The sequence below is a fragment of the Streptomyces chromofuscus genome (assembly GCF_015160875.1).
Lineage (GTDB): Bacteria > Actinomycetota > Actinomycetes > Streptomycetales > Streptomycetaceae > Streptomyces > Streptomyces chromofuscus.
In genome coordinates this window covers 5,896,449-5,910,000 of record NZ_CP063374.1, presented here as the reverse complement: position 1 = coordinate 5,910,000, position 13,552 = coordinate 5,896,449, and the positions used below count along the sequence as shown (strand labels likewise).

13 protein-coding genes are annotated in these 13,552 nt (G+C 70.4%); 2 read left to right on the top strand and 11 right to left on the bottom strand.

What is annotated here, in order from left to right; genetic code table 11:
* Positions 1-52: 52 nt before the first annotated feature.
* The 4 genes from IPT68_RS26775 to rlmN form a co-directional block, all read right to left on the bottom strand.
* Positions 53-1,075 carry an ABC transporter ATP-binding protein gene (locus tag IPT68_RS26775; protein WP_189700800.1) on the bottom strand — a complete coding sequence of 341 codons (1,023 nt, stop codon included), beginning with the start codon at positions 1,073-1,075 and terminating at the stop codon, positions 53-55.
* Positions 1,075-2,748 carry an ABC transporter permease gene (locus IPT68_RS26770; RefSeq protein ID WP_228039915.1) on the bottom strand — a complete coding sequence of 558 codons (1,674 nt, stop codon included), beginning with the start codon at positions 2,746-2,748 and terminating at the stop codon, positions 1,075-1,077. Before IPT68_RS26770 ends, IPT68_RS26775 begins: the two co-directional genes overlap by 1 nt.
* Positions 2,724-3,800 (bottom strand): thiamine ABC transporter substrate-binding protein, encoded by a 1,077-nt coding sequence (locus IPT68_RS26765; protein WP_189700801.1) that lies wholly within the window; start codon positions 3,798-3,800, stop codon positions 2,724-2,726. The genes IPT68_RS26770 and IPT68_RS26765 overlap by 25 nt, the downstream gene beginning before the upstream one ends.
* Before the next feature lie 219 nt (positions 3,801-4,019).
* Positions 4,020-5,126 (bottom strand): 23S rRNA (adenine(2503)-C(2))-methyltransferase RlmN, encoded by a 1,107-nt coding sequence (gene rlmN, locus IPT68_RS26760; protein WP_189700802.1) that lies wholly within the window; start codon positions 5,124-5,126, stop codon positions 4,020-4,022.
* Between the two features lie 499 nt (positions 5,127-5,625).
* Here rlmN and IPT68_RS26755 point away from each other — a divergent pair, with 499 nt between their 5' ends.
* Positions 5,626-5,979: a DUF6233 domain-containing protein gene (locus IPT68_RS26755; RefSeq protein ID WP_189700803.1), complete on the top strand. Its 354-nt coding sequence runs from the start codon at positions 5,626-5,628 to the stop codon at positions 5,977-5,979.
* Between the two features lie 217 nt (positions 5,980-6,196).
* Here the strand turns inward: IPT68_RS26755 and IPT68_RS26750 are convergent, their stop codons facing one another.
* The 5 genes from IPT68_RS26750 to rpsB form a co-directional block, all read right to left on the bottom strand.
* The gene (locus tag IPT68_RS26750; RefSeq protein WP_189700804.1) at positions 6,197-7,321 is read right to left on the bottom strand and encodes a phosphatidate cytidylyltransferase; all 1,125 of its coding nucleotides are present in this window, start codon (positions 7,319-7,321) and stop codon (positions 6,197-6,199) included.
* Positions 7,321-7,878, bottom strand: a complete 558-nt coding sequence (gene frr, locus IPT68_RS26745; protein WP_014675285.1) for a ribosome recycling factor — start codon at positions 7,876-7,878, stop codon at positions 7,321-7,323. Before frr ends, IPT68_RS26750 begins: the two co-directional genes overlap by 1 nt.
* A gap of 183 nt (positions 7,879-8,061) precedes the next feature.
* A complete protein-coding gene (gene pyrH, locus IPT68_RS26740; RefSeq protein WP_189700805.1) occupies positions 8,062-8,820 on the bottom strand; it encodes a UMP kinase in 759 nt (252 codons plus the stop codon).
* Positions 8,821-9,029: 209 nt separating this feature from the next.
* Positions 9,030-9,866 (bottom strand): translation elongation factor Ts, encoded by an 837-nt coding sequence (gene tsf / locus IPT68_RS26735; RefSeq protein ID WP_189700806.1) that lies wholly within the window; start codon positions 9,864-9,866, stop codon positions 9,030-9,032.
* A 168-nt stretch (positions 9,867-10,034) separates the two neighbouring features.
* A complete protein-coding gene (rpsB, locus tag IPT68_RS26730) occupies positions 10,035-10,898 on the bottom strand; it encodes a 30S ribosomal protein S2 (RefSeq protein ID WP_189700807.1) in 864 nt (287 codons plus the stop codon).
* Between the two features lie 273 nt (positions 10,899-11,171).
* Here rpsB and IPT68_RS26725 point away from each other — a divergent pair, with 273 nt between their 5' ends.
* Positions 11,172-11,759: a murein hydrolase activator EnvC family protein gene (locus IPT68_RS26725; protein ID WP_189700808.1), complete on the top strand. Its 588-nt coding sequence runs from the start codon at positions 11,172-11,174 to the stop codon at positions 11,757-11,759.
* Between the two features lie 167 nt (positions 11,760-11,926).
* Here the strand turns inward: IPT68_RS26725 and IPT68_RS26720 are convergent, their stop codons facing one another.
* Together IPT68_RS26720 and whiG are read right to left on the bottom strand one after the other, a co-directional pair.
* Positions 11,927-12,481 (bottom strand): TetR/AcrR family transcriptional regulator, encoded by a 555-nt coding sequence (locus IPT68_RS26720; protein WP_189700885.1) that lies wholly within the window; start codon positions 12,479-12,481, stop codon positions 11,927-11,929.
* 94 nt (positions 12,482-12,575) lie between these two features.
* Positions 12,576-13,418: an RNA polymerase sigma factor WhiG gene (whiG, locus tag IPT68_RS26715; protein WP_189700809.1), complete on the bottom strand. Its 843-nt coding sequence runs from the start codon at positions 13,416-13,418 to the stop codon at positions 12,576-12,578.
* Positions 13,419-13,552: the final 134 nt, after the last annotated feature.

Below are 13,552 nucleotides of genomic sequence, written 5' to 3'. Positions count from 1 at the left end.
CGTACCGGTCATGTGCGAGTCGCGTCATGCCCGCAACCCCGCGAGCGCCGGATCAGCCGAGCACCACGACATCCGCGCCGTCGAACTCGACGCCCACCGTCTCCCCCACCTCCGGCGCCTCGCGCAGGGCGCACGCCGCCTCCAACCGGGGCGCCGCGTCGGCGGGTTGCAGATGCACGGCGACATGGGTGCCCTTGAACGTCCGAGCGGTCACCGTGCACCGCAACCCGGCGTCCGCCACCACGAGACGCACACCGGCGGGCCGCACGAGAACGTCCCGCGCCCCCTGCGCCGCGCCCTCCGGCACCGGCAGCTTCCCCCACGCCGTGTCCGCGACCTGCCCGCCGACCGTCGCGTCGATCACATTGTCGAAGCCCAAAAAGCGCGCCACGAAGGCGTCCGCGGGCCGCTGCCACACCTGGAGCGGCGTACCGGACTGCGCGATCCGCCCGTCCCGCATCACCACCACCCGGTCGGCCAGCGCGAAGGCCTCCCCCTGGTCGTGCGTCACCGCCAGCACGGTCGTGCCGAGCCGGCCGAACAGCTCCCGCAGCTCCACGACCAGCCGCTCCCGCAGCGACCGGTCCAGCTGGCCGAGCGGCTCGTCCAGCATCAGCAGCCGGGGCCGCGGCGCCAGCGCCCTCGCCAGCGCCACCCGCTGCTGCTCGCCGCCGGACAGCGCCGCGACCGCCCGGTGGGCGGCACCCGGAAGCCCGACCAGGTCCAGCAACTCCCGTACGCGCTCCTGTTGTTGCGCCGTCGACGCCCCGTGCATCCGCAGCCCGAAGGCCACGTTGCCGCCCACGTCCCGCTGCGGGAACAGCTGATGGTCCTGGAACATCAGCCCGACCCCCCGGCGGTGCGCGGGCACCCCGGCCTGGTCGCGCCCATCCAGCAGCACGCGCCCGGAGTCGAGGAGCTGCAGCCCGGCCACGGCTCGCAGCAGTGTCGACTTGCCGCTGCCGCTGGGCCCGAGCACGCACACCACCTCGTGCTCGGCGACGGTCAGGTCCACCCCGTCGAGCACGGGCCGCCCGCCGAAGCGTACGGTCGCCTTCTGCAGGCCGAGCAGCATCAGAACTCCCCCGTCCGGTCGGTCCGCAGCCGCTCCAGAACCAGCAGCGCCACCGCGCACACCACCATCAGAATCGTCGACAGGGCCATCGCCTGCCCGTAGTTGAGGTCACCGGGCCGTCCCAGCAGCCGTGCCACGGCCACCGGCAGCGTGGGACGGTCCGGCCGTGCGATGAACACGGTCGCCCCGAACTCCCCGAGCGACACGGCGAAGGCGAACCCGGCCGCGACCAGCAGCGCCCGTCGCACCATCGGCAGGTCCACCTCACGCCAGGCCCGCCACGGCGACGCCCCGAGCACCGCCGCCGCCTCGCGCAGCCGTACGTCCACCGCGCGCAGCACGGGCAGCATCGTCCGGACGACGAACGGCACCCCGACCAGCGCCTGCGCCAGCGGCACCAAGATCCACGAGGCACGCAGGTTCAGCGGCGGCTCGTCGAGCGCGATCAGGAACCCGAACCCGACCGTCACCGCCGACACCCCCAGCGGCAGCATCAGCAGCGCGTCGAACCCGCGCACGAACCGACCCGCGTCCCGCCGGGTCAGCGCCACCGCCGCGAGCCCGCCGACCAGCACGGCGATCGCGGTGGCGACGACGGCGTACGACAGCGAATTGCCGATCGCGTCGATCGGCGGGACCAGGAAGGTGCCGCCGTCCTCGCTGGTGAGCGCCCGGTAGTAGGCGAATCCGGACGCGTCGAACGACCGCTGCACCAGCACGGCCAGCGGCAGCAGAAGCAGGACGGCGATGGTGACGAGGACGCCGGCCAGCAGCGCCCACTGCCCTGCGCCGCGCGGCCGGCGCGCGGTCACCGAGGCGTCCACCAGCCGCAGGGCGGTCTCCCGCCGCCGTACGGTCCAGGCGTGCACGGCGAGCACGGCGCCCACCGCCGTGAACTGGACCAGCGTCAGCACCGCTGCGGTGGTGAGGTCGAAGATCTCCGTCGTCTGCCGGTAGATCTCCACTTCGAGGGTGGAGAAGGTCGGACCGCCGAGGATCTGCACCACACCGAAGGAGGTGAAGGTGAACAGGAAGACCATCAGCGCGGCGGCGGCGACGGCGGGCGCGAGGGCGGGCAGGGTGACGGTCCGCCAGGCGGTGAGGCGTGACGCCCCGAGCATCCGCGCGGCCTCCTCCTGCCGTGGGTCGAGCTGCGCCCAGAGCCCGCCGACCGTCCGTACGACGACCGCGTAGTTGAAGAAGACGTGCGCGAGCAGGATCGCCCACACGGTGGTGTCCAGCCGTACGCCCCACAGCTCGTCCAGCAGCCCGCCGCGTCCGGCCAGCGCCAGGAACGCCGTCCCGACCACCACCGTCGGCAGCACGAACGGGACGGTGACGACCGCCCGCAGGACCTGTTTGCCGGGGAAGGCGAACCGGGCGAACACATAGGCGCCCGGCAGGGCGATCAGCAGCGTCAGCGCGGTGGAGGCCAGCGCCTGCCAGGTGGTGAACCACAGGACGTCCCGGACACCGGACTGGGTCAGCACGTCGGCGAGTCGCCCGAACTGCCAGGTGCCGTCGGCCTTCAGTCCCCGGCCGACGATCGCGGCGACGGGGTAGGCGAAGAAGACCGCGAAGAACGCGACGGGCAGGGCGAGGAGCCCGAGCCGCGCCGCGCCACCGCGCCCGACGCGCCTCTTCAGGGCTACTTCAGTACGAGCGACGTCCACGACTTGACCCACTCGTCACGGTTTTCGGCGATCTTCGCGGGGTCCATGGTCTGGGGATCCTTCGCCTGCGGGCCGTACTTGACGAACTCCTGGGGCACCTGGGCGCCCTCCCGCACCGGGTAGACGAACATGTTCAGCGGCATGTCGTCCTGGAACTGCTTGGTGAGCATGAAGTCGAGCAGCGCCTTGCCGCCCTCGGGGTTCTTCGCGTTGCTCAGCAGCCCGGCGTACTCGACCTGCCGGAAGCAGGTGCCCTCGGCCACGCCGGTCGGGGCGGTCTTCGGCTTCGGGTCGGCGAAGACGACCTCGGCGGGCGGCGAGGAGGCGTAGGACACGACCAGCGGCCGGTCGCCGCCCGCCTTCTTCCCGCCCGCCGAACCGGAGAACTCCTCGTTGTACGCCTGCTCCCAGCCGTCGACCACCTTCACGCCGTTGGCCTTGAGCTTCTTCCAGTAGTCCGCCCAGCCGTCGTCCCCGTACTTCGCGGCGGTGCCGAGCAGGAAGCCGAGGCCCGGTGAGGAGGTGGACGCGTTCTCGGTGACGAGCAGGTTCTTGTACGGGGGCTCGACCAGGTCGTCGAGGGTCTTCGGCGGCTCCAGCTTGCGCTCGCTGAAGTAGGCCTTGTCGTAGTTGACGCAGATGTCGCCGGTGTCCACGGCGGTGACCCGGTGCTGTTCCTGGTCGGCCCGGTACTCGGGCAGGACCAGGTCGGAGTCCTTCGCCTCGTGCGGCTGGAACAGGCCGTTGTCGAGCGCGCGGGACAGCAGGGTGTTGTCGACGCCGAACAGGACGTCGCCCTGCGGGTTGTCCTTGGTCAGGATGGCCTTGTTGACGGCCTGGCCCGCGTCGCCGTCCTTGAGGACCTTGACCTGGTAGCCGGACTGCTTCTCGAAGTCGGCGATCACGCTCTTGGACACGACCCAGGAGTCATGGCTTACCAGGGTGACCGTCTTGGAGTCCCCGGAGCCGGCGGACTCTTCGGACCCGCACGCGGACAGCGTGACCAGCCCCAGCCCGACGACGACGGCTGTGAACTTCTTGGTGTTGCTCACTGATTTCCTCCTGGCTGACCAGGAAGAGACGCGGCCCTGCCCGGGACCTGGAACGGTTCCCGGGCAGGGCGCAACAGCTCGAGTGACGACCGATCTCCCTACCCAGAATGACCTGGGCGAGGTTCAGAGGGTCTGCGGCCCACCAAGTGGTCATGGCTGCCGCACTCTCAGCGCTGTGGCGCTCCCCTGCCGGAATATGAAGATGTGTACGGCGTCAGACTACCGCTCGGTGGCTGCGAGCTGACCACACGCCCCGTCGATCTCCTGTCCACGGGTGTCCCGGATCGTCACCGGCACACCATGGGCGGCGATGGCCTCGACGAACGCCTTCTCGTCCTCGGGCCGGGAGGCGGTCCACTTGGAGCCGGGTGTCGGGTTCAGCGGGATCAGGTTGACGTGCACGGGCTTGCCCTTGAGCAGCCGGCCGAGCCGGTCGCCGCGCCAGGCCTGGTCGTTGATGTCCCGGATCAGCGCGTACTCGATGGACAGCCGCCGCCCGGACTTCTGGACGTAGTCGAACCCGGCGTCGAGCACCTCGCGCACCTTCCAGCGGGTGTTGACGGGCACGAGGGTGTCGCGCAGTTCGTCGTCGGGGGCGTGCAGCGAGATGGCGAGGCGGCACTTGAAGCCCTCGTCGGCGAACCGGTGAATCGCCGGGACGAGTCCGACGGTCGACACGGTGATGCCGCGCTGCGACAGCCCGAGCCCGTCCGGCTCGGGATCGGTGAGCGCGCGGATGGCTCCCACGACACGCTTGTAGTTGGCGAGGGGCTCGCCCATGCCCATGAAGACGATGTTGGACAGCCGCGCGGGCCCGCCGGGCACCTCGCCGTCCCGCAGCGCCCGCATGCCGTCGACGATCTGGTGCACGATCTCGGCGGTCGACAGATTCCGGTCGAGCCCGGCCTGCCCGGTGGCGCAGAAGGGACAGTTCATACCGCAGCCGGCCTGCGAGCTGATGCACATGGTCACCCGGTCCGGGTACCGCATCAGCACCGACTCGACGAGCGTGCCGTCGAACAGCCGCCACAGCGTCTTGCGGGTGGTGCCCTCGTCCGTCGACAGATGCCGGACGACGGTCATCAGCTCGGGAAGCAACGCCTCCCGCAGCTTCCCCCGCGCCGCGGCCGGGATGTCGGTCCACTGCTCCGGGTCGTGCGCGTACCGCGCGAAGTAGTGCTGCGAGAGCTGCTTGGCACGAAACGGCTTCTCACCGATCTCGGCAACGACTTCCTTGCGCTCGGCAGGCGTGAGATCGGCAAGATGCCGCGGCGGCTTCTTGGCTCCGCGCGGGGCGACGAATGTGAGTTCTCCGGGCTTAGGCATGGCTGTACCAGTGTCGCAGATCCACTTGGGTGACCTGCGGCGGCCGACGCCATCAGGTTGTCGGCGGCAGGTGCCGGCTTCTGGCGCGACGGGCCGGTTCGATGCGTCCGACAAGGGCCTCGGCGGCCAAGGGGGCGGGAATTGCAAGGTCCCCGGGTTCGCCTCGGGATCCCAGTCGCGCCGGCGCACCGCCCCCCTCCTGCTCCTCATCGGCTCGGAATGTGCTCCGGCGCTCGAAAGATGCGGGCAGGCACTGGTGGGCTGGGCCGTCGGCAGTTCGCCAGTACCGCACTGAGCTGTCATGGGGGGCCCGCGTGCGTCGGCGCTGTTGATGTCGCCTGTGGATGTCAGCGTTGGCCGTCACCACGGTGGCCGCCCTGGTCGGCGACCGCCGGCAGCGCGCCTGATTCACCCCGGTTCGGCTCGACGCTCGGGAGAGCAGCCTCTCCGACCCGGCCCCGTGCTGCTCACGCGAAGACGCGAATCTAGAATCGAACGCGTGAACGATACCCCGCCTTCTCGTCTGGAGCTGTTGCGGTTCGCACGCCGTGTGGTGGTCCAGCAGGCGACGGCGGCGCTGGCACAGCTCGACCGGTGGATCGCCGACGAGCAGCGCCGGGAATCGGAGCGCCGTCGAGCCGACGAGATGCGGCCGCCGCCACCGGAGTGGCTGGTCGAGCGGGGCCTGAACAAGAGCAATCTGGTGGCCGTGCACGCCGGCGAGTGCTGGGTCGCGGCCAGGAACGACCGGTGTGTGGGCGCCTCCCGCGCGCAGGCGCTGGACGCGCTGCGCCGCCAGGTGCCGGCATGCCCGCACTGCCGCCCCGACACCGCACTCGGTTTTCTGGAGTAGGCCGCCGTGGGCACCGGCCCGGCGCATGGGGTGAACGGCGGTGCTGCTGGAGAGGCCGCGGCAGTCGCGACCCGATCCCCGGCCCCGGCAACGGGACCTGGACCGCTCGGCTGGGTGCGCGGTCCCCCATCCGACCGACTCCGGTCCGAACGGACCCCGATGACAAAGAGCCCCCGCCCGTCACAGGGCAGGGGCTCCTCGGAACGCGCGCGACGACTCAGCCGGACCCCACGAACAGCACCAGCAGCAGCCACACCACGGGGGCCGTGGGCAGCAACGAGTCCAGCCGGTCCATGATGCCGCCGTGCCCCGGCAGCAACGTGCCCATGTCCTTGATGCCGAGGTCCCGCTTGATCATCGACTCGCCGAGGTCGCCCAGGGTGGCACTCGCGGCGACCGCGAGGCCCAGCAGCAGGCCCTGCCACCACGTGCCGTCGTCGATCAGGAACTCCATGCACAACGCGCCGGCGGCCATGGCGAAGCTGACCGCGCCGACCAGGCCCTCACGGGTCTTGCCGGGGCTGATGCGCGGAGCCAGCTTGTGCCGCCCGAAGCGCCAGCCGACGGCGTAGGCCCCCGTGTCGCTGACCACCGTGAGCAGCAGGAACACGAACACCCGCTGCGGCCCGTCCTCCGCGGTCAGCATCATCGCGACGAACGTCGCCAGGAACGGGACGTAGAACGCCGCGAAGACCCCGGCCGTCACGTCCCTGAGATAGTCCTCCGGCGGTTCCGTCATCCGCCAGACCAGCACCGCCAGCGCGGTGAGGGCCATCGCCACCCACGCGCCCTCGGCGCCCCGCACATACCCGGCGACGACCATCGCCGCGCCACCGACCGCCAGCGGCACGAGTGGAGCGTGAATGCCCTTGCGCTCCTCCAGCCGCTTGGTCAGCTCCCACAGGCCCACCACGACGGCCACCGCCACGACCCCGACGAACACCGCCTTGACGATGAACAGGGACGCGATGATCACCGCACCGAGCCCGACCCCGACCCCTATCGCCGCGCCCAGGTCGCGGCCCGCACTCTTCTTCTGCGGTGCGGGCGCCGGCTGAGGGGCGTCGTGCATGGGCTCCGGATTCTGCGGCACCGTGCCGTGGGGTGGCGCCGACGGGCTCTCGTCGCGGAACAAGGGGCCGCCCAGCCGGGCGGCCCCCCGGTCGTCATCCTGGCTTCCGCCGTGTGCGGATACGTCGGGCACGATGGGCATGGGGCGAGTCTGCTGCGCGTCATGCGCATCGTACGTGGGACCCGCCGGGGCGGCCCCCTGGACAGGCCCCCTGTCGGACGGCCCCCAGTACCCGGCGTGGGGCGGCGCCCCCCAGGGAGAGTCGTTCATCAGACCTCGAGCAGCTCGGCTTCCTTGTGCTTGAGCAGCTCGTCCACCTGGGCGACGTACTTCGCCGTGGTGTCGTCGAGCTCCTTCTCCGCACGGCGGCCCTCGTCCTCGCCGACCTCGCCGTCCTTGATCAGCTTGTCGATGGCGTCCTTGGCCTTGCGGCGGACGGAGCGGATGGACACCTTGGCGTCCTCGCCCTTGCCCTTGGCGACCTTGATGTACTCGCGCCGGCGCTCCTCGGTCAGCTCGGGGAACACCACTCGGATGATGTTGCCGTCGTTGCTGGGGTTGACGCCCAGGTCGGAGTCGCGGATCGCCTGCTCGATGTTGCGCAGCGCGCTCTTGTCGAACGGGGTGACGACCGCCATGCGCGGCTCCGGCACGGAGAACGAAGCCAGCTGGTTGATCGGCGTCGGCGCGCCGTAGTAGTCGGCCACGATTTTGTTGAACATCGCCGGGTGCGCACGGCCGGTGCGGATCGCGGCGAAGTCCTCCTTGGCGACCACGACGGCCTTCTCCATCTTCTCCTCGGCTTCGAGGAGGGTCTCTTCGATCACCACTTGCTCCTGCGTGTCTTGAGTAGGCCCGGCTGCGGTTCCTTGGCGGCGGCGGCCGGCTGCGTCGCGTCTTCTTCCTGCACGTTTCCCGACCGGCAGAACATTGTCCATCCTCCGGCCGGGGTCCGTCCCGTCCGTCCGCCGGACAGGTGGCGTCCGGCCGACGGCATGGCTGAAACCAGGTCAGTCCCGGCTGCCCTGGTCACCCACCAGCGTGCCGATCTTCTCACCCTTGACGGCGCGGGCGATATTGCCCTCCGTCAGGAGTTCGAAGACCACGATCGGCAGCTTGTTGTCGCGGCACAGCGTGATGGCGGTGGCGTCGGCGACCTTCAGGTCGCGGGTGATGACCTCGCCGTAGCCGAGCGAGTCGAACTTGACCGCGTCCGGGTTGGTCTTCGGGTCGGAGTCGTAGACCCCGTCCACCCCGTTCTTGCCCATCAGCAGGGCCTCGGCGTCGATCTCCAGCGCGCGCTGGGCGGCGGTGGTGTCGGTGGAGAAGTACGGCATGCCCATGCCGGCGCCGAAGATGACCACGCGGCCCTTCTCCAGATGCCGTACGGCGCGCAGCGGGATGTACGGCTCGGCGACCTGCCCCATGGTGATGGCGGTCTGCACGCGGCACTGGATGCCCTCCTTCTCCAGAAAGTCCTGGAGGGCGAGGCAGTTCATCACGGTGCCGAGCATGCCCATGTAGTCGGAGCGGGCGCGGTCCATGCCGCGCTGCTGGAGTTCGGCACCGCGGAAGAAGTTGCCGCCGCCGATCACGACGGCGATCTGCGCGCCGTCACGTACGACGGCCGCGATCTCGCGTGCCATGGCGTGCACCACGTCCGGGTCGACGCCCAGGCCCCCGCCGCCGGAGAAGGCCTCTCCGGACAGCTTCAGCAGAAACCGGCCTCGCACTTTGCCGTCGTCGCTCTTCTGGGTCTGGGTCGTCATGGGGTTCTCGCCTCTTTTACGGGTTGCACATACGAAGAAGGCCATTGCCGGTGGTGGGTTTCTCATCCCCTACGCGGCAATGGCCTCCTCGTCAGATCTGCTGTCGTCCGTCACTCGCGCGTGCGCGCCGGCCCACGCGGGCGACGCGGACGACTGCGGTCGACCCTAGCGGCATTCCGCCCCGGGCCGCGCGTCGATCGCGGTACGACTCAGATGCCGACCTTGATGCGCGTGAAGCGCTTCAGGGTGACACCGGCCTCGTCCAGGACCTTCTGGACCGACTTCTTGTTGTCGAGCGCGTACGGCTGGCCGAGCAGCGTGGCGTCCTTGAAGAAGCCGTTGAGACGACCCTCGACGATCTTGGCGATCGCGGCCTCGGGCTTGCCCTCGGCGCGGGTGGTCTCCTCGGCGATGCGGCGCTCGGTCTCGACGACGTCGGCCGGCACCTCCTCCTTGGAGAGGTACTTCGGCGCGAACGCGGCGATGTGCTGCGCGACGCCCTTGGCGACCTCGGCGTTGGGCTTGTCGAGCTCGACGAGGACACCGATCTGCGGGGGCAGGTCGGGCATCGTGCGGTGCATGTACGCGGTCACGAAGCCGTCGGAGAACTGCGCGAAGCGGTCCAGGACGATCTTCTCGCCGAGGTTGGCGTTGGCCTCGTCCACGAACGCCTGGACGGTCTTGCCGGCCTCGATCTCGGAGGCGAGCAGCGCCTCCAGGTCGGCCGGGGAGGTCTTGGCGACGTGCTCGGCGATCGCCTTGGCGGCGGCCTGGAACTTCTCGCCCTTGGCGACGAAGTCCGTCTCGCACTTCAGCTCGACCAGGACGCCGGAGGAGTTGTCGTCGGCGATGATGGAGACCACGGCGCCGTTCTCGGCGGAGCGGCCCTCACGCTTGGCGACGCCCTTCTGGCCCTTGATGCGGAGCGCCTCGACGGCCTTCTCGACGTTGCCCTCGGCCTCGTCCAGCGCCTTCTTGCAGTCCATCATGCCGGCGCCGGTGAGCTCACGGAGCTTCTTGACGTCGGCGGCGGTGTAGTTCGCCATGAGTCTGTGAATCTTTCTCGAAGTCTGGAAGATCGAAGATCTGCGGGTTTCCACGTCTGCGGGTTCCGCGGTCTCCATGGAGATCGAGACCCGCGACGCACCCGTGACCTACGGGTGAACGGCGGGAGCGGACTGCGTGTCACCGCTCCCGCCGTCGGCACCGAAGGGTCAGGCCTGCTCGGCGTCCGCGGCCGGCGCCTCGGGGGCGGCCTCGGGGGCGGCCTCGGCAGCCGGCGCCGCTTCCTCGGAGTCGGCCTTCTTCTCACCCTCGAGCAGGTCGCGCTCCCACTCGGCGAGCGGCTCGCCCTCGGCCTTCTCGCCCTTGCCCTCACCGGCACCACCGGAGCGGGCGATCAGGCCCTCGGCGACGGCGTCGGCGATCACGCGGGTGAGCAGGGTGACGGAGCGGATCGCGTCGTCGTTGCCCGGGATCTTGTAGTCGACCTCGTCCGGGTCACAGTTGGTGTCGAGGATGGCGACGACCGGAATGTTGAGCTTCCGGGCCTCGCCGACCGCGATGTGCTCCTTCTTGGTGTCCACGATCCAGACGGCGCTGGGCACCTTCTGCATCTCGCGGATACCGCCGAGGGTCTTCTCCAGCTTGGCCTTCTCGCGCGAGAGCACGAGAAGCTCCTTCTTGGTCAGACCGGAGGACGCGACGTCCTCGAAGTCGATCTGCTCGAGCTCCTTCAGGCGCTGCAGACGCTTGTAGACGGTCGAGAAGTTGGTGAGCATGCCGCCCAGCCAGCGCTGGTTGACGTAGGGCATGCCGACGCGGGTGGCCTGCTCGGCGATGGCCTCCTGCGCCTGCTTCTTCGTGCCGACGAACATGACCGTGCCGCCGTGGGCGACGGTCTCCTTGACGAACTCGTAGGCGCGGTCGATGTACGACAGCGACTGGAGCAGGTCGATGATGTAAATGCCGTTGCGCTCGGTGAAGATGAAGCGCTTCATCTTCGGGTTCCAACGGCGGGTCTGGTGACCGAAGTGGACGCCGCTCTCCAGCAGCTCCCGCATCGTGACGACGGCCATGGCCGTACTCTCCTCATGTTTCTCGGTTGTGCCGCGGGGACCGGACGGCTCCCGCGCCTGACGCCCACCTGCGCCGTGCCACAAGGGACCGAGGGGCGCTGATACGAACCGTTGCCGGCCCTGCATCGGGGCGTGCGAAGTCGACCCGGTGACCCGGATCGCCACCAGAAGTGTACGGGACCGTCGACCCCGCGGGTGACGCCGCTGTCCACAACCCGGGGGTACTCCACAGCCCCGGGCCGGGATTCTGTCCGGTACGGCACGGTTTGGTCCATGCGAGCGAAGCGATGCGCACGAGCGACCTGGGCGCTGTTCCTGACTCTGGCGGCGGCCGCACCGGCCCCCGCGGCCGATGCCGCCGACCCGGTGACGCCCGCCTCGACGAGGCCGTCCGCCCCGGTACCGGCGGTCGGCCGCGCCTGGCCGGTCGGCACCCGTCCCGCGGTCCTGCGCGGCTGGCTGCCCCCGGCGACGCCCTACGGCCGCGGGCACCGGGGCGTGGACCTGTCGGCCGCACCCGGAACACCCGTACGAGCCGTCGCGCCGGGCCGGGTCTCCTACGCCGGCCGGGTGGCCGGAAAGGGTGTGGTCTCGGTGGAGCTGACGGGAACCGGCGACCCGCCCCTGCGGACGACGTACCAGCCGGTGCGGGCCTCGGTACGGAAGGGCGACGAGGTGGAGGCGGGGGAGGTTCTCGGCCGGGTGGAGCCAGGAGACCCCCACTGCACGACCCCGTGCCTCCACTGGGGCCTGCGCAGGGGCGACACCTACCTGGACCCGCTGTCACTGCTGCCCCCATGGCTACTGCACCGGGGACCGTCCCGGCTGCTGCCGGTACTCGGGGTGGCGCTACCGGCGTGACAGCGGGTGCCGTTCCCGGCGGCGGCGCCGCGGGTTCGCTCCCTGCATGACGGCGGGAACACTCGCCCATCCAGCCGGTGCCAAGCCACGAACAGCGCGACGCCGGCCGCTGACGCCGCGCAACACCGGCCGCGACTGCCGGCCGGCCGGACCCCGACCCAGCCGGGTCAGCCGCGCACGCCCCGCAGCACCATCCCGACCGCGGCCTCGGCCACCACCGACGGCTCCTCGACTCCCAGCTCGATCCGCCGCACGGCCGAGTCCACGACGCCCTGCACCAGCATCGCCGCCAGCCTGGGCTCCGCGTGCCCCATCTCCCGCAGCGCCTCCACGATCATCGCGACGAGCCCCCCGTGGGCCGCCCGGATCTTCTCCCGGGCCCCGGCGTCCAGCTCACTCGCGGAGATCGCCACGACGGCCCGGTGCCGCCGGTCCCCCACCAGCGCCAGCTGCGCCCGCACGTACGCCTCGACCTTGGCCTCGCCGCCGTCCACCGCGGCCATCGCCGCCTCGACCTCCGCCGCCCAGACCGGGAAGTCGACCTCGCACAGCTCCTCGACCACGGCGGCCCGGGACCGGAAGTACTCGTACACGGACGACCGGGCGAGCCCCGTCCGCTCGGCGAGGGCCGGGAAGGTCAGCGCCTCCGTCCCACCCTCGGACAGCAGGGAACGAGCCGCGTCCAGCAGGGCGGCTCGCTGCATCGACCGGTGCTCGGCCACGGAGGCCGCTCGAATCCTTGGCACGCCGACCACTTTACGGACGCACCACCCCCAACGGGAGTGCCGCACACCACGCGACCGGCGTTCGGCCAGGTCAACGACCGAACCCGGCCAGTTTCGCGCGCAACTGGAGCACGGACTTGGTGTGGATCTGGCTCACCCGGCTCTCGGTCACCCCGAGCACATTGCCGATCTCGGCGAGCGTGAGCCCTTCGTAGTAGTACAGCGTGACCACGGTCTTCTCCCGCTCGGGCAAGGTGTTGATCGCCCGTGCCAGGAACCGCCGCAGCTCGCGGTCCTCGGCCACCTCCACCGGATTGTCCGCGGCGGTGTCCTCCAGCGTGTCCATCAGGCTGAGCCGGTCGCCGCCCTCGCCGCCGACATGCAGCAGCTCCTCCAGCGCCACCACGTTGGCCAGTGACAACTGGCTGAAAACCGCGTGCAGTTCGTCCACGGGGATGCCGAGCTCGGCGGCCACCTCCCCCTCGCTCGGCGTCCGCCGCAGCCGCGCCTCCAGCGTGGCGTACGCCCGCTCCACGTTCCGCGCCTTCTGCCGCACCGACCGCGGGATCCAGTCCAGCGCCCGCAGCTCGTCGATCATCGCGCCCCGGATCCGCGTGATCGCGTACGTCTCGAACTTGATCTCCCGGTCGATGTCGAACTTCTCGATCGCGTCGATCAGCCCGAAGACCCCGGAGGAGACGAAGTCCGCCTGCTCGACGTTGGGCGGCAGTCCCACGCTCACCCGGCCGGCCACGTACTTCACCAGCGGCGAGTAATGCAGAATCAGCTGCTCCCGCAGCCGCTCGTCCCCCGTCTCCTTGTACGACCGCCAGAGCTCGTCGAGCGTCGAGGGAGCGGGCGGCCGATCGCTGCCACCGTCGCGGGCGGCTGGGGGGATCGCCGCCCGGTCGGACCCGGAGGTGTGCTGGGGCATTCGTCGCCTTGTGCCGTTCTGCCGTGAAGCGTGGTACGTGGGTGTCGCTCTGGTGTCGAGTTGCCGGACAGTGTCTGGATCCTCGTGAGCGTAGCGTGACTGAGGAGTCGCGGTGCGCGAAGGACGGCGGGGGC